Raw genomic sequence first — 22,111 nt, 5'->3', positions numbered from 1 at the left:
CGATGACGGCGGAGTATGTCGCGCCGACTCTCAATTCGAACTGTCGATCAAGCTCTCCAGCAGCCGCTTCAATTCGCTCGTCGACTTGTCGCCGTAGTTCTCCAGGATGTGTTCCTCCTGGTCGACCGCGAGCGAGTTGAGCTTCTTGCACAGCACTTTGCCGCGGTCGGAGATGAACATCAGCACCTTGCGGCGGTCGTTCGGGTCCTGCACGCGGTAGACCAGCGTGTCGGAGACCATGCGGTCGATCATCTTGGTCAGTGTCGGATGGTTGAGCAGGACGGCGTCCGCAAGCTCGCCCATCGAATGGCCCTCGCCATCCGACAGCACTTTCAGGATGCGCCATTGCTCGACAGGTACGCCTTCCTTGCTCAACCGCAGTTCGAGCTGCCGGTTGATCTCCCGGTTGGCTTGCGCGAGCAGGTAGGCGAGGTGTTCGGTGATCGGGGAGTTTTCTTTCGGCGGTTTTGCCACGGCTAAGACTTCGTCTTGACCCAAATGAGTGAATGTCTTGCAAACAATGCTGCATCTATATGCACGTCAATTCTTGAATATTCAATATTTTCAAAATAGGATCATTGCCCAACAAAAGGGCGGAAGCCGCGGCCGCCTGCTCAATGTGCTTTCAGGTCTGGTCTCAGACAGGAGTTGGCGTGCACGCGACGGTAAACTTCCCGGCTCACGGCGGCCCGGCGTTGCCGCCGTCCTTGCTGTTCAGGAATTTGTCGTCATCGGCGGCGGATTTCGACCTGTCTCCGGTCGATGCGCATGTCATGAGGCGGCGCGGCGCGCGCAGCAAGCTGCGCATCGGCAATTTCCTCACCTTCACCGGCTCGCCCGGGATCTGGGGCCCGACCTCCACCAACAGCGCGATGCTAGCGGTTGCCGAGATCAACAAGCGCGGCGGCATTCTGGGCCGCGAGCTAGAACTGTCGATCTACGATTCCGGCGGACCGATCGAGGAGGTGGTGCGCCGCGCCGAGCAGGCGATCGCCTTCGACGAGGTCGACCTCATCATGGGCTCGCATATCAGCGCGGTCCGCGTCGCGCTGCGCAAGGTCACCGGCAACCGCATCCCCTACATCTACACGCCTGTCTATGAAGGCGGCGAGCGCACGCCGGGCGTCATGGCGATCGGTGAGACGCCGCGCTGGCAGAGTCGGCCGGCGATCCATTGGCTCGCTGACGTCAAGAAGGCGGCGCGCTGGTACCTGATCGGCAGTGACTACGTCTGGCCCTGGCAGTCGCATCGCGCGGTCAAGCGCTACATCAAGGAGGCGGGCGGCCAGGTCGTCGGCGAGGAGTTCGTCCCTGTCGGCGAGGACAATCACGAGCCGCATCTGGCGCGCATCCGCGCCGCCCGGCCCGATGTGGTGCTGATCTCGCTGATCGGCACCGACAGCATCACCTTCAACCGCGCCTTCGCCGAAGCGGGCCTTGCCACCTCGACGCTGCGGCTTGCAGGTGCGATGGACGAGACCGTGCTGCTCGGCATCGGCGCCGACAACACCGAAAATCTGTTCTGCGCCTCCGGCTATTTCAACGGCCTGGTCTCGCGCGCAAATGACGAGTTCCTCAGTGCCTATTATTCCATGTTCGGTGCCAACGCGCCGCCGGTCGGCTCGGTCGGTCAGTCGAACTATGAGGGGCTGCGCTTTCTGGAATCCGTCGCCAACCGCGCCGGATCATTGGCCTTTCGTCCGCTGCTGAAGGCCGCGCGGAACACCGTCTACTCGGCGGGCCGCGGTCCCGTAACGCTTCGCGACGGCCGCGCCGAGATGCCGATGTACTTCGCCGAAGCCGACGGTCTCGATTTCAAGATCATCAAGACGCTCTAAGCCGGCCGCCGATAAGCCGCGGCGGATTTGCGAAATAATACTTGAAAAGGAAAATATTTCCGTCTGTAATATCGCCGTGAAGCCGGTTGGCCCGCGCCGTGAAGGCGCGAGCGAGAGGCTTCCGTCCAATGCCAGGGATCAAGAAGCCTTCAAGGAGAGCGCCGTGACAGTTGCCCTTCCCACGCCAGCCCAACTTCGCAGTGTCGCCGAGCAGTGCGGCCTTTCGCTCACCGATGACGACGTCGCCTCGTTCCGCGGTCTCATGCGGGGCTCGATCGAAGCCTACAATCTCGTTGCGGCGATGCCGGACGAATTGCCCGAAGTGAAATATCCGCGCACGCCGGGCTACCGGCCCTCGGCGGAGGAGAACCCCCGCAATGCCTGGTATCGCAAGTCGACCGTGAAGGGTGCCGCCAGCGGCAAGCTCAAGGGAAAGACCGTCGCGCTGAAGGACAACATCATGCTGGCCGGCGTGCCCATGACCAACGGCTCGTCGACGCTGGAAGGCTATGTGCCCGATTTCGACGCCACCATCGTCACGCGCATGCTGGATGCCGGCGCCGAGATCAAGGGCAAGGTGCATTGCGAGCATTTCTGCCTGTCCGGCGGCAGCCACACCGGCTCCTATGGACCGGTACATAATCCGCACAAGATGGGCTACTCGGCCGGCGGCTCGTCGTCGGGCTCGGGCGTCGTGGTCGCGCTCGGCGAGGTCGACATGGCGATCGGCGGCGACCAGGGCGGCTCGATCCGCATGCCGTCGTCGTTCTGCGGCGTTTACGGCATGAAGCCGACCTGGGGCCTCGTCCCCTACACCGGCATCATGCCGATCGAGATCTATGTCGATCACACCGGCCCGATGACCGCGACCGTCGCCGACAACGCCCTGCTGCTCGAAGTGCTCGCCGGCGACGACGGCTACGATCCCAGGATCAAGGCCCCGAAGGTCGAGGAATACACCAAGGCGCTCGGCCAGGGCGTCAAGGGCATGAAGATCGGCATCCTCAAGGAAGGTTTCGAGCAGCCGACCGCCGAGTCCGCGGTGAACGAAAGCGTGCGCGAGGCCGCAAAACGCTTCAAGGATCTGGGCGCCACCGTAGAGACCGTCTCGATCCCGATGCACCTCATGGGCGGAGCGATCTGGACGCCGATCGGCACCGAAGGCCTGACCCAGACCATGATGTTCGGCGACGGCTACGGCCTCAGCCGCGGCGATCTCTATTCGACCTCGCTGATGGATTTCCATCGCGGCTGGCGCCGGCAGGCCGACTCGCTGTCCGAGACCACGAAGCTTTTCATGATGCTTGGCACCTACATCAACAACAATTTCGGTCCCCGCTTCTACGGCAAGGCGCTCAACATCTCGCGCCGGCTGACTGCGGCCTACGACAAGGCCTTTGCGGATTACGATCTGCTCCTGCTGCCGACCACGCCGATGAAGGCGACCAAGCTGCCGGAGCCCAACGCCAGCCGTGAGGAATATGTTGCCCGCGCGCTCGAGATGATCTCGAACACCGCGCCGTTCGACATCACCCACCATCCCGCGATGTCGCTGCCCTGCGGCATTGTCGACGGCCTGCCCATCGGCCTGATGCTGGTCGGCCGCATGTTCGAGGAATCCACTATCTACCGCGCCGCGCACGCCTTCGAGCAAATCGGCGACTGGAAGAAGATGTGAAACAAATGTTGATGCAGGCTGACGGAACACAGAAGCGTTTTCAAGCGAAGTGGATACCGGTTCGCGTGAAGAAAACGCGTCAAAACAAGAATCCAACGCATGGCTAACGCGTTCGTCGCGGCGTTCGAGATCCTGAGCTTCGGCGCGATCATCGTCCTGATCGTGCTGGGGCTCGGGATCATCGCCAGCATGATGGGCATCTTCAACTTCGCGCAAGGCGAGTTCGTTCTGCTGGGGGCCTACATCACCTATCTCGCTTACGCCAAAGGCCTGCCGATCTGGGCGGGCATGGTCGCGGCGCCTTTCGTGGTCGGTGCGCTCGGCTTCGTGCTGGAGGCGCTGATCATCCGACGATTCTATGCCGCCCCGATCGTTGCCATGCTCGGCACCTATGCGCTCGGCCTGATCATCCGCGAAGCCGTTCGCGGGCTGATCGGCGGCTTCTATCTCACCGTGCCGGAGCCGATCGGCGGCTCGATCGACATCGGCGCCATGCACATCTCGGCGTGGCGCTTCACCATCATCGTCATCACGCTCTTGGTGATGGGCCTCTGCTATCTGCTGCTGTCGCGCACCAGCTTCGGCCTGCGCGTGCGGGCGACGCTGGAGAACCCGTCGCTGGCGCGTGCGTCGGGCATTTCGACGCCGCTGATCTACGGCGCCACCTTTGCCTTCGGTGCAGCGCTGGCCGGCCTTGCCGGCGCGCTGATCGTGCCGGTGTTCAGCCTGTTTGCCGATCTCGGTCTGCGCTTCCTGATCCAGGGCTTTGTCGCGGTCATGGTCGGCGGGGTCGGCTCCTTCATCGGCCCGGTCGCAGGCGCCGGCGTCATCGGCACGCTGAGCGCGGCGCTGCCCTGGGTGATGGCACCTGTCGTCGCCGACGTCCTCGTCTTCGTCCTTGCCATTGTCTTCATCAAATTCCGTCCGCAAGGTCTCATCGCTGGAAAAGGGGTTTAATCACATGCTCGATCGTACTCAGCTCACGCGACGTCGTTTCCTGTCCAATTTTGCCTTTGCATCGGGCGCGGTCGCGACCGGCGTCGGCAGCTGGGTGATTCCGGCGCCCTGGGCCAACGCTGCCGAGGCGCCGATCAAGGTCGGTATCGCCACCGACCTCACCGGCCCGATCGCCTATGCCGGCAACGCCGACGCCAACGTCGCAAAGATGGTGATCAAGGAGATCAACGCGGCCGGCGGCCTGCTCGGCCGTCCGCTCGAGCTCTATATCGAGGACACCGCGTCCAACGAATCCGTCGCCGTCGGCAACGTGCGCAAGCTGATCCAGCGCGACAAAGTCGACATGGTGCTCGGCGGCATCACCTCGTCGATGCGCAACGCGATCAAGGACCCGATCGTGGCGCGCGGCAAGACCCTCTACATCTATCCGCAGCTCTACGAGGGCAAGGAGTGCACGCCGTACCTGTTCTGCACCGGCCCGACGCCGGCGCAGCAATGCGACGAGTTCATCCCCTGGCTGATCAAGAACGGCGGCAAGAAGTTCGCGCTGCCCAGCGCCAATTATGTCTGGCCGCACACGCTCAACGTCTACGCCCGCAAGGTGATCGAATCGAATGGCGGCGAGGTCGTGTTCGAGGAATATTACCCGCTCGACCAGGTCGACTTCTCCGCGACCGTCAACCGCATCATCTCCAACAAGATCGACGTCGTCTTCAACACTGTCATCCCGCCGGGCGTCGGCCCGTTCTTCAAACAGCTCTATGAAGCCGGTTTCCTCAAGAACGGCGGCCGGCTCGCCTGCGTCTACTATGACGAGAACACGCTCAACATCAACCAAGCCGCGGAGATCGAGGGCCTTGCGAGCTGCCTCGACTATTTCAAGGTGCTGACCAAGGAGAACCCGTTCGACGCCAAGATCCAGGCGGCCTATGAAAAGGATTTCCCGGGCAACTTCCTGTTCGCCGCCGGCAGCGCGGCGACCGGCACCTATCGCGGCCTGAAGCTGTGGGAAGCCGCGGTGAAGGAAGCCGGCAAGATCGACCGCGAGTCGGTGGCCGCCGCGCTCGACCACGCCAAGATCGCCGAAGGTCCGGGCGGACCCGCCGAGATGGCGCCGGGCAAGCGGCACTGCAAGATGAAGATGTACACCGCGGTCGCCAAGAGCGGAAATTACGAGATCGTCGGGCGCAGCAACGGCCTTGTCGATCCCAAGGAATGCTGAGGTGGAATGCTGAAGCGGATGAGTGTGGTAAGAGGGGCCATCGTCGCCGACGCGGACGACGAAGCGGACGGTGCGATGGCTGAGGGCACAGCGGCGGAACAGGCCAATGGCCGCGTCAAGGCAGGACGAAAAATCCTGCCCATCGTTGAGGGCGTCGTGCTTGTTGCGGCGCTGCTCGCGCCGCTGGTGCTGCAGGACTATCTCACGGTGTTTGCGACGCGCGTGGTCATTCTCGCGCTGTTCGCGCTGTCGTTCGACCTGGTCTGGGGCTATGCCGGCATCATGAGCTTCGGCCAGGCCCTGTTCTTCGGCTCGGCCGGCTATGGCGTGGCGCTGCTCGCGCGCGACCTCGACATCACCAACATCTTCCTCGTGCTGCCGGCAGGCATGCTGATCGGCCTCACCTTCGCGCTGCTGCTCGGCGGCTTCCTGCTACTGGGCCGGCATCCCTCCAGCGTGATCTTTGTCTCGCTCGGCACGCTGACCGGCTCCTACGCCGCCGATCGCCTCGCACGCGGCTGGTATTATCTCGGCGGCCAGAACGGCATCCCCTCGATCGCACCGATGTCGCTCGGGTCATACGAGTTCTCGGAAGGCCCGGCGTTCTACTATCTCGTGCTCGGCATCCTCGTCGTGGTCTATCTGCTCTGCCGCTTCCTGGTGCGCTCGCAATTCGGTCTTGCGCTCGCAGGCTTGCGCGAGAACGAGCAGCGCATCGCCTTCTTCGGCTACAAGGCGCAGCACCTGAAAGCGATCATCTTCACCATCGGCGGCGCCGTCGCAGGCCTTGCCGGCAGCCTCTATGCCTTCCACGAAGGTTTCGTCTGGCCCAACATGGTCGGGGTCGTGGTGTCGACCCAGGTCGTGCTCTATGTTCTGTTCGGCGGCTCCGGCACGCTGATCGGCGCCGTCATCGGCGCTGTCATCGTCGAGGGCGTCAGCTTCTGGCTCTCGGACAATTACCGCGACATCTGGCCGATCATTCTTGGCCTGCTGCTCCTGCTCGTGATCCTGTTCCGGCCGCTCGGCCTGATCAGTTTTGTGCTCGGCGAACGCGAACGGGTCGGCAGCTTTGGCGCCAAGGTCAAGGAGAAGCGCGATGCTCCTTGAAGCGGCCGGCATCAAGAAGGTCTTCGGCAAGCTCACCGCGCTTGACGGCGCGGCCCTCACCGTCGGCGAGAACGAGTTTCACGGCCTGATCGGCCCGAACGGCTCGGGCAAGAGCACGCTGATGAAGTGCATCGCCGGCGCCGAGGTGCCGACGCAAGGAAAAGTCTCCTTCGTCAACACCGACATCACCGCGTTCACGCCGACAGAGCGGGCCCGCGCCGGCATGAGCCTGAAATTCCAGATCACATCCGTGCTGCCGTCGTTGACGCTCTACGACAACATCCTGCTCGCGCTGCAGGCGCAGTCCTCGCTGTTCGACCTCGTGTTCTCGCGCACGCGCAGGTTCCTGCACGACCAGGTCATGACCATGCTGACCCAGTTCCGCCTCGCCGATCGCGCTTTCGATGCGGCGGCGGCGCTGTCGCACGGCCAGCAGCAATGGCTGGAGATCGCCATGGCGCTCGCCGGCAAGCCGAAGCTGCTGCTGCTCGACGAGCCCACCGGCGGCATGAGCCTGGAAGAACGCCGCGTCACCGGCGAATTGCTGCAGCCGATCAAAAAACATTGCTCGCTGGTCATCGTCGAGCACGACCTCGATTTCATCCGCGACATCTGCGATCGCCTCACCGTGCTCGACCAGGGCAGGGTGCTGGCAACAGGCACGGTGTCCGAGATCCAGGCCAACACATCCGTCCAGGAGATCTATCTGCGCCGTGCCTGAATTTTTGGACATCAAGCATCTCGACGTCGGCTATGGCCGCAGCCAGGTCCTGTTCGACGTCAGCCTCGGCATTCCCTGGCGCGGCGGCGTTGCCGTGCTCGGGCGCAACGGCGCCGGCAAGACCACGCTGATGAAGACCATCGTCGGCGAGTTGCCGGCGTGGAAGGGCGAAGTCGCCTTCGACGGCCGCGACATCAGCCGCCGCGCGACGCAAGAGCGCGTGCGCGCCGGCATCGGCTATGTGCCGCAGGAGCATTCGGTGTTCGCGCGCCTGTCGGTGCGCGACAATCTCGCCGTCGGCTCGCTCGCGAGCAGGGACGCCTCCGCAATCGACCGCGTGCTCGCCATCTTCCCAAAACTCGGCCAGCGCCTCGACCAGCCCGCCGGCACGCTCTCCGGCGGCGAGCGCAAGATGCTGGCGATCGGCCGCGCCATGCTGGGCGATCCAAAACTGCTGCTGCTGGACGAGCCCACCGAGGGCGTCTGGATCGGCGTCATCGAAGAGATCACCGAGCGGCTGATCGAGCTCGCGAAGGACATCGCGGTCATCATCGTCGAGCAGCACCTCGACCTGGCTTTGCGCGTCGCCGACTACGCCTATGTGCTCGACCGCGGAAGAGTCGCGCTGCAGGGCGAGGCGGGCGAGGTGCGGGGCAATCCGGAGCTGATGCGATATCTGGCGCCGTAGGGCCTGCGCGCTGGCTTCAAGTCTGCCGCGGTGCGCATCCTGTCAGTCCCGTCATCCTGAGGCGCGAGCAGCGCGATGCGCAGCATCGTGCCGCGAGCCTCGAAGGATGCACGGCCGAGCTGGCAGCCGGGCCGTCGCCCTTCGAGGCTTGCTCTGCGTCGCTATCGCGCCGCGTCGCGCGCACCTCAGGGTGACGGCTAAACATGGTTGCGCGTGCGCGGTCGGCCCTCGACACTTTCGATCAGCGAGTCGTGACCGAGCTAGTGAGGAACGCAGTCTGCGTGCGTTACGATCTACAATTGTCAAACAACCGAACGTGACATCGCGATCCCGCGGCGCCCAGCGCCCGGATTTTGCTTCGCTTCTGGCGCCCCTCGAAATCGGAAGGGCGCAGGGAAGGCCGGGTACCGGCTGGCACCCGCGAGCCCCTGTGCAATGATGCGTGGATAGACGCTCACAGGGGAGACACAGGTACAGCCCGATAACCGGCCTTCCCTGCGCAGTGGTTTGACGGCTTATGTCGCGCTCTCCCCGGGGAGCGATGCACTATTGCCCCCGTCGCCTCGCGAGATCACTGATGCGCGCCCTCCGGTTGGAGAACGTGCACCACCGCGAGACTTGACGTACAGACCCCGGACGTCAGGACCACACGATTTTGCCGTACGCGACCCTGCTTCGCCTCCCGGCTTCGCAGGGCATGGCGGCGCCTGTCGTACCGCGCCCGCTGATCGCTCACGGGGACTACCCGCCCTGCGACCGCACCTGGCGCAAACGCCGCCCGCGTCCACCGCAACCCACCCCACGAACCGTGACGATCGCGACCCGCCCCTTCCGGAGGGATGAGATGCGCGGAGGATAGGGTGTTTCGGGTGTTCGGGTAAAGAGAAATTGTATTTATCCGAAGGAGTGTGCCTTACTTCACCGCCGAGAAGCGGCTGTCGAACGAGTTCGACTGCACCACCGGTGCGGCGCCTGATATCATCGGGGTGCTGTCACCCGCGCCGTCGCTCGCCGACGGCTTCAGCGCCGGACGCGTGGCGGCGAGGCGGGTGTCGGGCTTCGGCGGTTCGGCAGGCTTGGCGGCGACAGCCGCCGGCTTCGGCGCATCCTTCGAAGCATCCTTCGCCGCATCCTTGGACTTGTCATGCCCCGGCACGAAGCGGGTCACGGCGGCCTTGAGTCGCGAAGCGGCCGTCGCCGGCGTCGTGGAGGTCTGGGCGGCCGGGGGCACGGAGGCGGTGGCCTGCGGCGCCGGCGTTGTGGTCGCCGTGGTGTCGGCGGCGCCGAATCCCATCTTGCGGCCGAGATTGGAGAAGAAGCTGCTGCCTTCAGACTTCTCCGCGGGCGCAGCCGAGGCGACGCGGGTGCTCGAGGCAGGCGCGCTGGCGGCGACCACCGGCTCTTCGCGCGGTGCGGGCGCGCTTGCCACCGCGTCGAGGTTCGGCTTGGGCGGGTTGACGTGGCTGGGAATCGTGCCCGGCGCCTTCGCCATCGCCAGCATCTGCAGCGTGGTGCCTTCGGCGCTCTCGGACAGGCCGGTCGAGCCTTCCGGAATCTTGGCGGCGAAGATCTTGTGCATGCCGCCGTCGATGCCGGTGTTCATCCGCGCCACCGGCGTGCCCTTGGCGACCAGCCTTGCGTATTCGGCTTCGTCCTTGGCCTGCTTCTCGCGCACGGCGCTGGCGATGTCCTCGGGGATCACATAGGCCGGGCACTTGGCCGAGGCGTCGAACACCGGATCGCGCTTGGCGTCCGCGGGCTTTGCGGCGTCGAAGACGTACTTCTTCTCGCAGAAATCGACCTTCGGCTCCTGCCGCGTCACCTCGAAATGATCATAGCCTTGCTTGATCATCTTCCAGAACGGCATGTTCGGATTGTTCCGGTGCCTGGCCATGTTCACCGGCGTCATCTTGAACGGATAGGCCTGCAGCTGGAACGCCTTCTGGCCGCCGAAGAAGGACTCGCGGCCGAGCGAATAGATCTCGGCGATCTGCTCGTCGGTCATCGCGTAGCAGCCGCGCGAAGAACAATCGCCGTGCACCATCAGCTGCGAGCCGGTGCGGCCCAGCGCCTTGTCGAACGCGTTCGGATAGCCGGTGTTGAACGAGAGGTAATAGGCCGACTGCGGATTCATCTGGCTCGGGTTGATCGAGTAGAATCCCTCCGGGGCCTGGCGGTCGCCCTCGCGCACCTTGGGGCCGAGGTCGCCCGACCAGCGGCAGATCGGATAGGTCTTGAGCAGCGCGAACTGGCCCGAGCGGGTCTGCTTCCAGACCTCAAGCTCGGCCTCCTGCTTGAACAGGCGGACCAGGATCGGCGATTGCAGGTCCATGTCCTTCTCGGCCATCGCGGCGATCAGCTTCGGCGGCACCGGCTGATTGGCCTTGGCGTTGGTCGCGAGCGAGACCTGATCGGTGTCGCAGCCGGCGAGCAGACCGCCGGCCGTCATCAGCGCAACCGAAGCCAAGAGCGCGCGAGCAAGCGAACGAGAAATCAAGATGGACCCCACATCGTGCCGGGCATTGGAGCGCGAATCCCCAATTCTTCGGAAGCGCAATCCGACCTAAAAAACCGACCCGCCGAGACGGGCCCGGTCAGACCCCGCTCCAGCGCTTATGCCCTGAAGCCATTGATTAAAATTCTAACCTCTGGGTCATGTGGTCGCAACCCGAGCGGGGATCACGAGGGCGTTGGCCCAGCGGCATGGTCAACGAAGACTAAATGGACGCGACTTGGGACGGAACTTGGGCCTTTCCGGCCCATCCGGAGAGAGATCGGCGATTTGGGCAAAAAATGGGTTAATGCGGGGTTACCGGGGGGCGGGCGTGCCCCGGACGCAGCGCAGCGCCCCTTGAAGGGTTCAGCCTCCCTTGGGCTCCGATGGAGGTATGTTCCCTCCCCCCTTGTGGGGGAGGGCTAGGGAGGGGGGTAGCCCAGAAAAAGGTATCGATTGGTAAGGCCGCATCGAGTGTAGGTGCACGACGGAAAGAATCCCCGTGTGGCACCCCCCTCCCTGCCCCTCCCCCACAAGGGGGGAGGGAACGGGGAGAGCACGGAGCGAATCAGCCCAGTTTCCGGCCGATATCGAGGAATTTCTGCCGCCGCATCTTGCGGATGGCATCCCCGTCGAAGTTCCGGAGCTCATCGAAGGCCTTGGCGATGGCTTCCCCAGTGGTGGCGATCATGGCGGCGGGGTCGCGGTGGGCGCCGCCGACCGGCTCCTTCAGGATGGCGTCGATCACGCCGAAGCGGAGCATGTCCTGGGCCGTGATCTTCATGTTGTTGGCGGCTTCCTGCGCCTTGGTGCCGTCGCGCCAGAGGATGGAGGACGCCGCCTCGGGCGAGATCACGCTGTAGATCGCGTGCTCCAGCATCAGGACCTTGTTCGCCGTAGTGATGGCGATGGCGCCGCCCGACATGCCCTCGCCGGTGATGATCGCGACATTCGGCACGGTCAGCGCCAGGCACGCATCGGTCGAGCGCGCGATCGCCTCGGCTTGTCCCCGCTCCTCGGCGCCGATGCCGGGATAGGCGCCGGCGGAATCGGCGAGCGACAGCACCGGCAGGCCGAACCGCTCGGCCATCTCCATCAGCCGCACGCATTTGCGATAGCCCTCGGGCCGCGCCATGCCGAAATTGTGCCGGATGCGGCTCTCGGTGGAATCGCCCTTCTCCTGGCCCATCACGCAGATCGGCTCGCCGCGGAAGCGGCCGAAGCCGGCGACCAGCGCCTCGTCCTCGCCGAACTTGCGGTCGCCGGCGAGCGGGGTGAATTCGGTGATCAGGCCCTTGATGAAGTCGTTGAAATGCGGCCGCTGCGGATGCCGCGCCACCAGCGTCTTCTGCCAGGGCGTCAGGTTCGCATAGAGGTCGGCCAGCGCCTGCGCTGCCTTGTCCTCGATCCGCCCGATCTCGTCGCTGATGTCGGTGCCGGTCGCGGCGAGCGCGCGCAATTCGTCGACCTTGGAGTCGAGCTCGGCGACGGGCTTTTCGAAGTCGAGATAGCTGCGCATCTGGTCTTGCATCAACTCAATATAGGGAGGACGGGGCGAGGCGGCGAAGCGAATTTAGATCTGCGGAAAGAAGTGTAGCTTCTCCAATGGCTTGACCTGTGCGCTGCGAGCTTGCCCGCCAAATCATGCGAAAGGCCCCGGCTCTTTCCGCGGAGAAGTGGCCGAAGTCAAGGCGGTTTAGGCTGTCCTCCTGGCCCCGATGTCGTGTCCCGGACGCGCTGCAGCGCTTCTTGAGCGCTGCTGCGCAGAGCCGGGACCCAGCAAGCCGCATGGGCCCCGGCTCAGCAGCGCATCACTACGTGCTGCGCTGCGTCCGGGGCAAGAGACCTGTTTACTTCTCCGCCAGCGGGTGCAGGTCGCGCACCAGGCTCTTGAGCCGCTCCTCGACCACATGGGTATAGATCTGCGTCGTCGAGATATCGGTGTGACCGAGCAGGGTCTGCACGATGCGCAGGTCCGCGCCGTTGTGCAGCAAATGACTGGCAAAGGCGTGGCGCAGCACGTGCGGGGACACCAGCCGGGCTTGCAAGCCGGACGCAACGGCGAGCTCCTTGAGGTCGCGGGCAAAATGCTGGCGCGTCAGATGACCGCTCTCGCCGAACGAGGGGAACAGCCATTTCGAGGCGGCCACGCTGTTTTTCCTGTCGGCCTTTGCCGCTTCGGTCGCGGCGAGATAATCCGCCATCGCCTGCCGCGAGGCGTCGTTGAGCGGCACCAGCCGCTCCTTGTTGCCCTTGCCGCGCACCACGATCATGCGGGCGTCGCGCTTGGCCGCCGAGCGCGGCAGTGCCACCAGCTCGGAGACGCGCAAGCCCGTGGCGTAGAGCACCTCGAGCAGGCAGTAGAGCCGCAAGCTGCGCAGCCGCCTGGAGGGCGAGGCATCTTCCACCTCGCTCAGTTCCTTGGCGCGGCGGAGCATTCGGTCGACGTCGGCGATCGACAACACTTTCGGCAGGCCGCGGCCGCGCTTCGGGCCTGACAGGATCGCGGCGGGATCGTCACCGCGGATGCGCTCGTTCAGCAGGAAACGGTAGAGGTGCCGCATCGCCGATAGCCGGCGGGCCACACTGGTTGATTTGAAACCGCGGGTGTCGAGATCGGCAAGGTAGTCACGCAGCGTCTGGGTCTCGGCATCCACGAATGTATGGCCGACCCGGCCCAGAAATTCGGAGAAATCGCTGAGGTCGCGGCGGTAGGCATCGAGCGTGTTGGGGCCGGCGCCCTGTTCCGCTGCGAGCATGTCGAGGAACAGGCCGATGAGCTTGGCGTCTGAGGGTTTGGCGGGCATGCCCGGAGGCTAGCCCCTATTTCTTTAGAAACTTGTCCGGCGGGATCGTCACCGTCATTTCCCGCGGCTTCGGGTTGACGAAGTTCGCCAGCGCGAAGACCACGCCATAGACGATGCCGGCGATCACGGCGACGACCGTCAGGAAGCGGAACAGGCTCGGCATCGTTCTGGAGTCTCGGATAGGGGCGCGGCAGCCAAATTAACCAATGAAATCATCCAACATGTTCGCCGTTTCGTGGCAAGAGTCCTCTGGCGAGGGCCCCCACGGGGTCGTATAGGTGGCCAAAGCATGCCGCATCTGGCGGCAGTTCGAGCGAGATCCAGTCGAGCGAGACGATGTCCGACGCCGCGTTGCCGCTTCCTGCTTCGCCCGAGGCCGACATCCTGTCGGCGCTCGGGGCGCGCTCGATCGTGCTCGTCGGCATGATGGGGGTGGGCAAATCCACCATCGGCCGACGCCTCGCGGCCCGGCTCAGGCTGCCCTTCGTCGATGCCGACACCGAGATCGAGGCGGCGGCCGGCATGACCATACCGGAAATCTTCGAGCGTTACGGCGAAGCGCATTTTCGCGAGGGCGAGGCCCGGGTGATCGCGCGGCTGCTCGACGACGGGCCCGCGGTGCTGGCAACCGGCGGCGGTGCCTATATGCGCGAGGAAACGCGGACCCGCATCGCCGCCAAAGCGGTCTCGATCTGGCTCAGGGCAGACCACGACGTCATCATGCGCCGCGTCCGCCGCCGTGCCGATCGCCCGCTGCTGCAGACCGCCGATCCGGAAGGGACGGTGACGCGCCTGCTCACCGAGCGCGAGCCGGTCTATGGCAAAGCCGACCTCACCATCGCCTCGCGTGATGTGCCGCACGACAGAATCGTCGAGGAGTGCATCGAGACGCTGCGCGCCCATCTCTGCGGCGAGCAGTCCGCCCACCCCCCTCAAGACGTTGCGAGTGCGTCAAGATGACTGCGCCGTTGAAGCATTCCGATCCTGTCAATGTCGGCGTCGCGCTGGAGAATCGCGGCTATGACATCGTCATCGGCCGCGGCGTGCTGGCCTCGCTCGGCGAGCGCGTCGCCGCCCTGCGTCCCGGCGTGCGCACGGCGATCGTGACGGATCGCACGGTGGCGAAACACTGGCTCGAGCCGACCGAAGCATCGCTTGCGGCCGCCGGCATTCCGACCTCGCGCATCGTGGTCGAGGAAGGCGAGATCTCGAAGACCTATGCCGGGCTCGAAAAGGTCAGCGAGGCCCTGATCGCCGCTCGGATCGAGCGCAACGATCTCGTCATCGCGCTCGGCGGCGGCGTGGTCGGCGATCTCGCCGGCTTTGCCGCGGCGATCCTGCGGCGCGGCGTCGATTTCGTGCAGGTGCCGACCTCGCTGCTGGCGCAGGTCGATTCCAGCGTCGGCGGCAAGACCGGCATCAACTCGCCGCAGGGCAAGAATTTGCTCGGCGCCTTCCACCAGCCGGTGCTCGTCATCGCCGACACCGCGGTGCTCGACACGCTGTCGCCGCGTCAGTTCCGGGCCGGCTATGCCGAGGTCGCCAAATACGGCGTGCTGGGCGACGAGGCCTACTTCACCTGGCTGGAGAAGAACCATGCCGACATCTTCAAGGGCGGATCGGCCCGCGAGCATGCGATCGCGACCTCCTGCCGGGCCAAGGCCGCAATCGTCGCGCGCGACGAGCGCGAAACCGGGGAGCGCGCGCTGCTCAACCTCGGCCACACGTTCGGCCACGCGCTGGAAGCGGCGACCGGCTTCTCCGACCGCCTGTTCCACGGCGAGGGCGTCGCCATCGGCATGACGCTGGCGGCGCAGTTCTCAGCGAAGCTTGGCATGATCGGCGAGCGTGAGGCGGCGCGTGTCGAGCGCCATCTGATCGAGGCAGGCCTGCCGACGCGCTTGCAGGACATCGCGGGTTTTGCGCAGGAAGGGCTCACTGACGCCGACGCGCTGATGGCGTTGATGGCACAGGACAAGAAGGTCAAGCGCGGCAAGCTCACTTTCATCCTGCTGGAGGCGGTGGGCCGCGCGGTGATCGCAAAGGACGTCGAGGCGGCGCCGGTGCGCGACTTCCTGAAAGAGAAGCTCGCGCAGTGATGACGGGACCGTTCAGATCGGCCGCCCGCGAAACGGCGGGGAATGCCGGGGCGGTCGCGAGGCAAACATGAGTTCGATCTCGATCAATCTGCTGCTTGCGGCCCTCCTGCTCGCCGCCAACGCGTTTTACGTCGCGGCGGAATTCGCGCTGGTGAAGAGCCGCGGCTTCCGCGTCAAGGCCATGGTCGAGCAGAACCGCTTCGGCGCGCACCTGCTGCAGACGATGATGGGAAACATCGAATCCTATCTCGCCTGCTGCCAGCTCGGCATCACCATGGCCTCGCTCGGTCTTGGCTGGATCGGTGAGCCGACCGTGTCTGCACTGCTGAGCCCTGTCCTCAGCCCGCTCGGATTGTCGGAGGCGACGCTCCACTTCACCTCGTTCGTGGCGGGTTTTCTGGTCTTCTCCTCGCTGCACATCATCATCGGCGAGCAGGTGCCGAAGACGCTTGCGATCAGGGAGCCGATGCCCGTGTCGCAGTGGATTGCGTATCCGCTGCATTTTTCCTACCTCGTGTTCTATCCGCTGAGCTGGTGTCTCAACACGGCGTCAAGCGCGGTCCTGCGTCTGATGGGGGTGCAGGAGTTCTCGCAACACGAAATCCTGACGGATTCCGAGATCGAAGGCCTGGTCGAGGAATCGGCCGTGCATGGCAAGATCGAGAGCGGCGAGGCCGAGTACATTCACAACGTCTTCCGCCTCGGCGAGTTGACGGTGTCCGACGTGATGGTCCACCGCACGGCCATGGTGATGATCAATGCCGACCTGCCGCCGGAGGAGCTCGTGCGGGAGGTGCTGGCGACCGAATACACCCGCATTCCGCTGTGGCGGGACAAGTCGGAGAACATTATCGGCATTCTGCACGCCAAGGATCTGTTGCGCGCGATCCGCGCATCGGAAGGCGACACGTCGCGCATCGACGTCACCACCATCATGCTGCCGCCCTGGTTCGTGCCGGAGATGCGGCCGATATCCCAGCAGCTCAAGGCGTTCCGCCGCCGCAAGACCCATTTCGCGCTCGTGGTCGACGAGTATGGTGAGGTCGAAGGCCTCGTGACGCTCGAAGACATTCTGGAGGAGATCGTCGGCGACATCTCGGACGAGCATGACGTGGTGGTCGCCGGCGTGCGCCGTCAGCCGGACGGCTCCGTGGTGGTCGACGGGTCGGTGCCGATCCGCGATCTCAACCGCGCCATGGACTGGCATCTGCCCGATGAAGAGGCAACCACGGTCGCCGGCCTCGTCATTCACGAGGCGCGCTCGATCCCCGACCGCGGCCAGAGCTTCACCTTCCACGGCTTCCGCTTCCGTGTCCTCCGCCGCGAGCGCAACCGCATCACCGCGCTCCGTATTTCACCGGCGACGCGCGAGGCCGAGCTGGAAGAGGCCAAGCCGAGGCGGGCCGGGACGTCGTTCTAGTCTGCTTACGCTGCCAACTTGCGTCGTCATTCCGGGGCGCCCGAAGGGTGAACCCGGAATCTCGAGATTCCGGGTTCGATGCTTTGCATCGCCCCGGAATGACGGGCTAGCCGCCTTCCCCCGGCGCCTGCGCGTTGATCGCCAGCGCGTGCACGCTGCCGGCGAGTTCCGCGGCGAGCGCCGAATTTATCATGCGATGACGGTCGACCCGGCTCTTCCCTTTGAAGGCGGCAGACACGATATACACCCGAAAGTGCGTCTGGCCGCCCGGCCGATGGCCGGCGTGGCCCTCATGCAAATGTGACTCGTCGACGACTTGCAGGCGCTCCGGCGTGAAAGCTTCCTGCAACTTGTTGCTGATAGTGTCTTTCATAGCCATGTGTGCCATTAGGGTGCGCGCTCGCATCCCGTCAATACCCGGACGTCCAGGCTCGTCGCGACCGGGTGCTCAGCGAATTGCAATGTCAAGACTTGAAGGTTTTTGCATTGCGTAGTCAAAGTCAGCCATGCCGATCGATTCATCAAAGTTCTTCGACTCCATCCGCGTGAAGCCGCGGGGCAAGCAGCCGGAAGTGAAGCCGCGCGAGACCGCGGTCAATTGCGAATGGGCGGGCTGCGCCAACAAGGGCTCGCATCGCGCGCCGAAGGGCCGCGAGAACCAGCGCGAGTACTGGCACTTCTGTCTCGAACACGTGCGCGAGTACAACCAGAACTACAATTTCTTTTCCGGCATGAATGCCGAAGCCGTTGCGCGCTATCAGAAGGATGCGCTGACCGGTCACCGCCCGACCTGGAAGATGGGCGCCAATGGCGGCAAGAAGGGCGCGGAAGAGATCGACATGGCGTCCGATCCCTTCAGCATGTTCTCCGAGATCAACGGCCGCGCCAGCTGGCGCAAGGGCCCCGAAGCTCAGCCCAAGGCCGAGACGCGCAAGGTGATGAACGCCGAGCGCAAGGCGCTTCAGGTCATGGGCCTCGGCCCCAGCGCGACGCTTGCCGACGTCAAGACCAAGTACAAGGCGCTGGTCAAGCAGCACCACCCGGACGCTAATGGCGGCGACCGCTCGACCGAGGATCGCCTGATCGAGATCATCAAGGCCTACAATTATCTGAAGACGGTGGTGCGCGAGGCGTAAGGGCCTGGCGGCATTCAGTTTCGTAGGGTGGGCAAAGCGAAGCGTGCCCACCGCTTTTTCTCGATCGAGAGAGATGGTGGGCACGGCGCAAGTGCGCCTTTGCCCACCCTACGATTCCGGGACTCGCGGAGATATCCGCGCTACCTCACACCTCCGGCATCGCCCCGACATAGGACGAGCTCGGCCTGATCAACCGCCCCGTCCGCTGCTGCTCGCGCGCATGCGCGGTCCAGCCTGCGCTGCGCGCGACCGCGAAGATCGGCGTGAACGCCTGCCGCGGAATTGCCAGCGCATCGAGCAGGATCGCGGTGAAGAACTCGACGTTGGTCTCCAGCGGCCGCTCCGGATTCTTCTTGCGCAATGCGCTGCGGATATAGGCCTCGACCTCGCCGGCAAACGGCAGATCGGTGCCGCTCGCCGCCAGCGCCTCGACGGCGGTCTTGAGCACGTCGGCGCGGGGATCGCGGACGCGATAGACCCGGTGGCCAAACCCCATCATGCGCTCGCCGCGCGCCAGCGCCGCATCCACCCAGGGCTTTATGCGCTCGCGCGTGCCGATCGCGTCCAGCATTTCCAGCACCGGTTCCGGCGCGCCGCCATGCAGCGGACCGGTCAGCGCGCAATAGCCCGCGGTGACGGCCGCGAACAGATCGGCCTGCGTCGAGGCCACCACGCGCGCGGTGAAGGTCGAAGCGTTCATGCCGTGGTCGCTGGCGGTGACGAGATAGGCATCGAGCGCCGTTGCCTCGCGAGCTTCAGGCGCGCGCCCATGCAGCATGCGCAGCGTATCGGCGGCATGGCTCACGTCGGGATCGGGCGCGACCGGCTCGAGCCCCCTGGCGCGCCGGACCAGCGCGCCCGCGATCACCGGAAACGCGCCGACGATCGTCGCCTCGTGCTCCAGCCCGTGCTCGGCGCGAAGTCCGGCGACGGCCGCACGGAACCCGTCGATGATGCCCATGCCGCGCGTCGCCGGCAGCAGGTCCGGCAGCCGCGCGAAGGCGCGCTCGCGCGCCACGCCCAGGCTCGCCCGCACATTGGCTTCCGTGAGGGTGGTCTTGCTGGCGCCGTTCCAGAGCCGGGCGGTGACGCCCTCGAAGCTCGAGATAGCGGCGAGCCGTCCGACGTGCTCCCCGGCAATGATGAGCTCGCCGCGCTCGCCGTCGACATGGCTCAGCACCGTCTCGGCCGCGGGAACGCCGTCCAGCCCGATCTGGCTCTTGGTGAGGTGGATGTTCATGGCCCAAATCTCCTGTTCACGAAAGACAAGGTCAGGCCTCTCGACACATTGATCAATCTTGATTACATAAATCAATATGAAAAATTCTGATGGGCTATACCTCTCCGCCCGGGAAGCCGCCGCCGAGCTCGCGATCTCCCCGGCCACCCTCTACGCCTATGTCAGCCGCGGCCTGATCCGCTCCGAGCCGACACCGGACTCGCGGAAAAACCGCTATCGCGCCGAGGATGTCCGTGCGCTGAAGGAGCGTCGCGTGCCGTCGCCCGAGCCTAGAGGCCTGCGCAGCTTCGATGCCGACCTGCCGGTGATGGACACGGAGATTTCGACCATCACCGAGGAGGGCGCGATCTATCGCGGCGTCAATTGCGTCGATCTTTCCGAGAACGACACGCTGGAGCACACCGCGACGCTGCTGTGGGATGTCGCCGACGTCGATCCGTTTGCTCCCGACAATCAACCCGCGCTCTCCGAGGACATGCGCGTGATCGCGGAGGCCGCGCGCCGGGCGGCGCCGATCGACCGCGCCATCGCGGTGCTCGCACTCGCCGCCAGCGTCGATCCGCGCGCCTTCACCCGGGCACCCGACGGCCGCGCCATGGTCGGCGCGCGCATCGTCCGCCTGCTGGTTGCGACCATGCTCAATGCGGAAGCCTCGGCCGAGCCGCTGCATCAGCAGGTTGCGCGCGCCTGGGCGGCGGACAACAAGCACGCGCCCGATCTGATCCGCCGCGCGCTGGTGCTGCTCGCCGACCACGAGCTGAACGCCTCGACCTTCACCGCGCGCTGCGCGGCCTCGACCGGTCTCAATCTCTACGATTCCGTCATCGCCGGGCTCGCCGCGTTGAAAGGGCCGAAGCATGGCGGCGCCGGCGTCCTGGCCTCACAACTGGTCAAGACGCTGGTCGACCGCGACGTCGAGCCAATGGTCCGCGAACGCGTCGCCCTCGGCGAACGCTTTGCCGGCTTTGGCCATGGCGTCTACAAGCACGGCGACCCCCGCGCGCAATCGCTTTTGAACGCGCTGTCCCGCTCCGGCGCGCCGCGCAAATTCACCAAGGAGGTGCCCGAGCGGATCGCGGAAGCCACCGGCGAGTTCGTCAATATCGACTACGCGCTCGCCGTGCTCGTCCACGCACTGCGCCTGCCCGCCGGCAGCGAGCTGGCGCTGTTCGCGATGGCGCGCAGCGTCGGCTGGATCGCGCACGCCAGCGAGCAATTGCAGTTCGGCAAGCTGATCAGGCCGAGGGCGAGATATGTGGGTCCTGCACCGGGACGCAGGACGGGGGCTGCCGGTTAGAACCTCTGCGATTGCGGCACTCTCCGCTGTCGTCCCTGCGAACGCAGAGGCACAGCGTTCTCGGGGTGACGGCTCGTACCCCACCCAGGGCAGTTCACACCATCGCTTCCGCGACCACCATGTAATTCACGTCCATATCGGACGACAGAGACCATTTGTCGGCGAAGGGCGAGTAGACGACACCGGTCTGCTCGGTGATGACGAGACGGTTGTCGAGCAGGTATTTCGTCAGTTCATCGGGCGTGACGAACTTGTTCCACTCGTGCGTGCCGCGCGGCAGCCAGCGCAGGACATATTCGGCCCCGACGATGGCGAGCGCAAAGCTCTTCCAGTTGCGGTTCAGCGTCGAGACCACCATCAGGCCGTTCGGCTTCAGCAGCGCGGCGCACCGCTTCAGGAATATGCCGACATCGGTGACGTGCTCGACCACCTCCATCGCCAGCACGATGTCGAACCGCTCGCGCGGGTCGATCTCCTCCACCGTGGTGCAGCGATAGTCGATCGCCAGATGGCTCTTGTCGGCATGCAGCTTCGCCGCCGCGATGTTGCTCGCGGAGGGATCGATGCCGATGACCTGCGCGCCGAGGCGCGACAGCGGCTCGCAGAGCAGGCCGGCGCCGCAGCCGATGTCAAGCACGCGCAAGCCGCCGAGGCAGTTGAGGCTGCGCACATTGCGCTCGAACTTGCGGCAGGCGGCGTCGCGGATGTAGCCGAGCCGCAGCGGATTGATCCGGTGCAGCGGCGCCATCTTGCCTTTGGGGTCCCACCACTCCGCCGAGAATCTTGAGAATTTCGCGATCTCGGCGGCATCGACGGTCGACCCCGGCCGGGCGGTGGCGGTTGCGGAAGTATTTTGCTGCATGCTCATGATTACGCGCGGTCCTACCGCGTGGTGATCGAACTACGGAAGGCGAGCGGCGAGGCGATGGTCTTGATCGTCTCGCTTCCCTCGCCGACGCCGCGAATCGTCACGTCGCCGTAGTTGAGAATTCGTCCAAGAATGGTCTGGTCGACGTCGACGCTCTCGACCTTGTCCAGCGCCATCTCGAAGGTGCGGCGCTTGATGAACCCGGTCTTGTGCACGACCCGGAGGTTGGTGACGTCGGTCTCGGTGGTGAAGCGATGGAACCAGCCCTTGATAGTCCAATACAGGGCCGCCAGGGCCACGAGCCCCGAGGCTACGAGGCAAAGCAAAATAAGCCCGTCGACGGTGGTCTGCCGCGACAGGATCAGCAGGGCCAGCGCCACGATCCAGGCCACGATGGCCGGAAAATAGAAGATCCAGTGCGCATTGGTCGAATACAGCACCCGTTCGCCCGGTTGCAGGATCTCGTCGATATAACGCGCCATGACCTCGGTTAACCCACCATCCCCGCACCATGCCCCCGCAGGACCCGCTTGCCC

General features: G+C 65.0%; 21 protein-coding genes. 12 read left to right on the top strand and 9 right to left on the bottom strand.

The features are described 5' to 3' along the window. Positions 1–30: 30 nt before the first annotated feature. On the bottom strand, positions 31–474 hold the full coding sequence (locus tag HZZ13_RS24830; RefSeq protein ID WP_197962131.1) for a MarR family winged helix-turn-helix transcriptional regulator: 444 nt from the start codon (positions 472–474) through the stop codon (positions 31–33). Positions 475–653: 179 nt separating this feature from the next. Here HZZ13_RS24830 and HZZ13_RS24825 point away from each other — a divergent pair, with 179 nt between their 5' ends. From HZZ13_RS24825 to HZZ13_RS24795, 7 genes are all read left to right on the top strand, one after another. Then, positions 654–1,838: a substrate-binding domain-containing protein gene (locus HZZ13_RS24825; RefSeq protein ID WP_197962130.1), complete on the top strand. Its 1,185-nt coding sequence runs from the start codon at positions 654–656 to the stop codon at positions 1,836–1,838. 163 nt (positions 1,839–2,001) lie between these two features. Beyond that, on the top strand, positions 2,002–3,516 hold the full coding sequence (locus HZZ13_RS24820) for an amidase (RefSeq protein ID WP_197962129.1): 1,515 nt from the start codon (positions 2,002–2,004) through the stop codon (positions 3,514–3,516). Between the two features lie 99 nt (positions 3,517–3,615). Next, positions 3,616–4,473 carry a branched-chain amino acid ABC transporter permease gene (locus HZZ13_RS24815; RefSeq protein WP_025032673.1) on the top strand — a complete coding sequence of 286 codons (858 nt, stop codon included), beginning with the start codon at positions 3,616–3,618 and terminating at the stop codon, positions 4,471–4,473. Between the two features lie 4 nt (positions 4,474–4,477). Beyond that, entirely contained in the window at positions 4,478–5,695 is a 1,218-nt protein-coding gene (locus HZZ13_RS24810) for a substrate-binding protein (protein WP_197962128.1), read from the top strand. Between the two features lie 6 nt (positions 5,696–5,701). Next, the gene (locus tag HZZ13_RS24805; protein WP_197962127.1) at positions 5,702–6,805 is read left to right on the top strand and encodes a branched-chain amino acid ABC transporter permease; all 1,104 of its coding nucleotides are present in this window, start codon (positions 5,702–5,704) and stop codon (positions 6,803–6,805) included. Then, positions 6,795–7,526 carry an ABC transporter ATP-binding protein gene (locus HZZ13_RS24800; RefSeq protein ID WP_197962126.1) on the top strand — a complete coding sequence of 244 codons (732 nt, stop codon included), beginning with the start codon at positions 6,795–6,797 and terminating at the stop codon, positions 7,524–7,526. The genes HZZ13_RS24805 and HZZ13_RS24800 overlap by 11 nt, the downstream gene beginning before the upstream one ends. Continuing rightward, the gene (locus HZZ13_RS24795; protein WP_197962125.1) at positions 7,519–8,214 is read left to right on the top strand and encodes an ABC transporter ATP-binding protein; all 696 of its coding nucleotides are present in this window, start codon (positions 7,519–7,521) and stop codon (positions 8,212–8,214) included. Before HZZ13_RS24800 ends, HZZ13_RS24795 begins: the two co-directional genes overlap by 8 nt. Positions 8,215–9,127: 913 nt before the next feature. Here HZZ13_RS24795 and HZZ13_RS24790 read toward each other — a convergent pair. The 4 genes from HZZ13_RS24790 to HZZ13_RS24775 form a co-directional block, all read right to left on the bottom strand. Continuing rightward, the gene (locus tag HZZ13_RS24790) at positions 9,128–10,663 is read right to left on the bottom strand and encodes a L,D-transpeptidase family protein (protein ID WP_210349465.1); all 1,536 of its coding nucleotides are present in this window, start codon (positions 10,661–10,663) and stop codon (positions 9,128–9,130) included. 613 nt (positions 10,664–11,276) lie between these two features. After that, positions 11,277–12,239, bottom strand: coding sequence for an acetyl-CoA carboxylase carboxyltransferase subunit alpha (locus HZZ13_RS24785; RefSeq protein ID WP_197962123.1), 963 nt, complete (start codon positions 12,237–12,239; stop codon positions 11,277–11,279). 319 nt (positions 12,240–12,558) lie between these two features. After that, complete coding sequence (xerD, locus tag HZZ13_RS24780; RefSeq protein WP_197962122.1) at positions 12,559–13,515, bottom strand: site-specific tyrosine recombinase XerD; 957 nt, start codon at positions 13,513–13,515, stop codon at positions 12,559–12,561. Positions 13,516–13,531: 16 nt separating this feature from the next. Further along, positions 13,532–13,678, bottom strand: coding sequence for a hypothetical protein (locus HZZ13_RS24775; RefSeq protein ID WP_035669499.1), 147 nt, complete (start codon positions 13,676–13,678; stop codon positions 13,532–13,534). A gap of 173 nt (positions 13,679–13,851) precedes the next feature. On the opposite strand from HZZ13_RS24775, the gene HZZ13_RS24770 reads away from it, so the two are divergent. From HZZ13_RS24770 to HZZ13_RS24760, 3 genes are all read left to right on the top strand, one after another. Then, positions 13,852–14,475, top strand: coding sequence for a shikimate kinase (locus HZZ13_RS24770; protein WP_197962121.1), 624 nt, complete (start codon positions 13,852–13,854; stop codon positions 14,473–14,475). Continuing rightward, complete coding sequence (aroB, locus tag HZZ13_RS24765; protein WP_197962120.1) at positions 14,472–15,614, top strand: 3-dehydroquinate synthase; 1,143 nt, start codon at positions 14,472–14,474, stop codon at positions 15,612–15,614. The genes HZZ13_RS24770 and aroB overlap by 4 nt, the downstream gene beginning before the upstream one ends. A 67-nt stretch (positions 15,615–15,681) precedes the next feature. Then, entirely contained in the window at positions 15,682–17,034 is a 1,353-nt protein-coding gene (locus tag HZZ13_RS24760) for a hemolysin family protein (RefSeq protein ID WP_197962119.1), read from the top strand. Positions 17,035–17,140: 106 nt separating this feature from the next. On the opposite strand, the gene HZZ13_RS24755 is transcribed toward HZZ13_RS24760, so the two are convergent. Continuing rightward, positions 17,141–17,413 (bottom strand): BolA family protein, encoded by a 273-nt coding sequence (locus tag HZZ13_RS24755; RefSeq protein WP_246504551.1) that lies wholly within the window; start codon positions 17,411–17,413, stop codon positions 17,141–17,143. Between the two features lie 127 nt (positions 17,414–17,540). Here HZZ13_RS24755 and HZZ13_RS24750 point away from each other — a divergent pair, with 127 nt between their 5' ends. Next, positions 17,541–18,170, top strand: coding sequence for a J domain-containing protein (locus HZZ13_RS24750; RefSeq protein WP_197962117.1), 630 nt, complete (start codon positions 17,541–17,543; stop codon positions 18,168–18,170). A gap of 145 nt (positions 18,171–18,315) precedes the next feature. Here the strand turns inward: HZZ13_RS24750 and HZZ13_RS24745 are convergent, their stop codons facing one another. Then, a complete protein-coding gene (locus HZZ13_RS24745) occupies positions 18,316–19,410 on the bottom strand; it encodes a citrate synthase/methylcitrate synthase (protein ID WP_197962116.1) in 1,095 nt (364 codons plus the stop codon). Positions 19,411–19,486: 76 nt separating this feature from the next. On the opposite strand from HZZ13_RS24745, the gene HZZ13_RS24740 reads away from it, so the two are divergent. After that, the gene (locus tag HZZ13_RS24740) at positions 19,487–20,707 is read left to right on the top strand and encodes a citrate/2-methylcitrate synthase (RefSeq protein WP_197962115.1); all 1,221 of its coding nucleotides are present in this window, start codon (positions 19,487–19,489) and stop codon (positions 20,705–20,707) included. A gap of 94 nt (positions 20,708–20,801) precedes the next feature. On the opposite strand, the gene ubiG is transcribed toward HZZ13_RS24740, so the two are convergent. Together ubiG and HZZ13_RS24730 are read right to left on the bottom strand one after the other, a co-directional pair. Beyond that, positions 20,802–21,575 carry a bifunctional 2-polyprenyl-6-hydroxyphenol methylase/3-demethylubiquinol 3-O-methyltransferase UbiG gene (gene ubiG / locus HZZ13_RS24735; RefSeq protein WP_197962114.1) on the bottom strand — a complete coding sequence of 258 codons (774 nt, stop codon included), beginning with the start codon at positions 21,573–21,575 and terminating at the stop codon, positions 20,802–20,804. A 14-nt stretch (positions 21,576–21,589) separates the two neighbouring features. After that, a complete protein-coding gene (locus HZZ13_RS24730; protein ID WP_197962113.1) occupies positions 21,590–22,057 on the bottom strand; it encodes a PH domain-containing protein in 468 nt (155 codons plus the stop codon). Positions 22,058–22,111: the final 54 nt, after the last annotated feature.

The sequence above is a fragment of the Bradyrhizobium agreste genome (assembly GCF_016031625.1).
GTDB classification, from domain to species: domain Bacteria; phylum Pseudomonadota; class Alphaproteobacteria; order Rhizobiales; family Xanthobacteraceae; genus Bradyrhizobium; species Bradyrhizobium agreste.
The sequence above is the reverse complement of the archived record's forward strand: the minus strand, read 5'-3'. Positions and strand labels throughout refer to the sequence as shown.

Bases quoted from the DNA above. Each gene is read 5' to 3' on its own strand.
- HZZ13_RS24750 (WP_197962117.1), top strand. From the start codon at position 17,541: ATGCCGATCGATTCATCAAAGTTCTTCGACTCCATCCGCGTGAAGCCG.
- HZZ13_RS24730 (WP_197962113.1), bottom strand. From the start codon at position 22,057: ATGGCGCGTTATATCGACGAGATCCTGCAACCGGGCGAACGGGTGCTG.
- xerD (WP_197962122.1), bottom strand. From the start codon at position 13,515: ATGCCCGCCAAACCCTCAGACGCCAAGCTCATCGGCCTGTTCCTCGAC.
- aroB (WP_197962120.1), top strand. From the start codon at position 14,472: ATGACTGCGCCGTTGAAGCATTCCGATCCTGTCAATGTCGGCGTCGCG.
- HZZ13_RS24740 (WP_197962115.1), top strand. From the start codon at position 19,487: ATGAAAAATTCTGATGGGCTATACCTCTCCGCCCGGGAAGCCGCCGCC.
- HZZ13_RS24755 (WP_246504551.1), bottom strand. From the start codon at position 17,413: ATGGCTATGAAAGACACTATCAGCAACAAGTTGCAGGAAGCTTTCACG.
- HZZ13_RS24775 (WP_035669499.1), bottom strand. From the start codon at position 13,678: ATGCCGAGCCTGTTCCGCTTCCTGACGGTCGTCGCCGTGATCGCCGGC.
- HZZ13_RS24805 (WP_197962127.1), top strand. From the start codon at position 5,702: ATGCTGAAGCGGATGAGTGTGGTAAGAGGGGCCATCGTCGCCGACGCG.
- HZZ13_RS24790 (WP_210349465.1), bottom strand. From the start codon at position 10,663: ATGACGGCCGGCGGTCTGCTCGCCGGCTGCGACACCGATCAGGTCTCG.
- HZZ13_RS24745 (WP_197962116.1), bottom strand. From the start codon at position 19,410: ATGAACATCCACCTCACCAAGAGCCAGATCGGGCTGGACGGCGTTCCC.
- HZZ13_RS24810 (WP_197962128.1), top strand. From the start codon at position 4,478: ATGCTCGATCGTACTCAGCTCACGCGACGTCGTTTCCTGTCCAATTTT.
- HZZ13_RS24800 (WP_197962126.1), top strand. From the start codon at position 6,795: ATGCTCCTTGAAGCGGCCGGCATCAAGAAGGTCTTCGGCAAGCTCACC.
- HZZ13_RS24760 (WP_197962119.1), top strand. From the start codon at position 15,682: ATGAGTTCGATCTCGATCAATCTGCTGCTTGCGGCCCTCCTGCTCGCC.
- HZZ13_RS24770 (WP_197962121.1), top strand. From the start codon at position 13,852: ATGTCCGACGCCGCGTTGCCGCTTCCTGCTTCGCCCGAGGCCGACATC.
- ubiG (WP_197962114.1), bottom strand. From the start codon at position 21,575: ATGAGCATGCAGCAAAATACTTCCGCAACCGCCACCGCCCGGCCGGGG.
- HZZ13_RS24815 (WP_025032673.1), top strand. From the start codon at position 3,616: ATGGCTAACGCGTTCGTCGCGGCGTTCGAGATCCTGAGCTTCGGCGCG.
- HZZ13_RS24785 (WP_197962123.1), bottom strand. From the start codon at position 12,239: ATGCAAGACCAGATGCGCAGCTATCTCGACTTCGAAAAGCCCGTCGCC.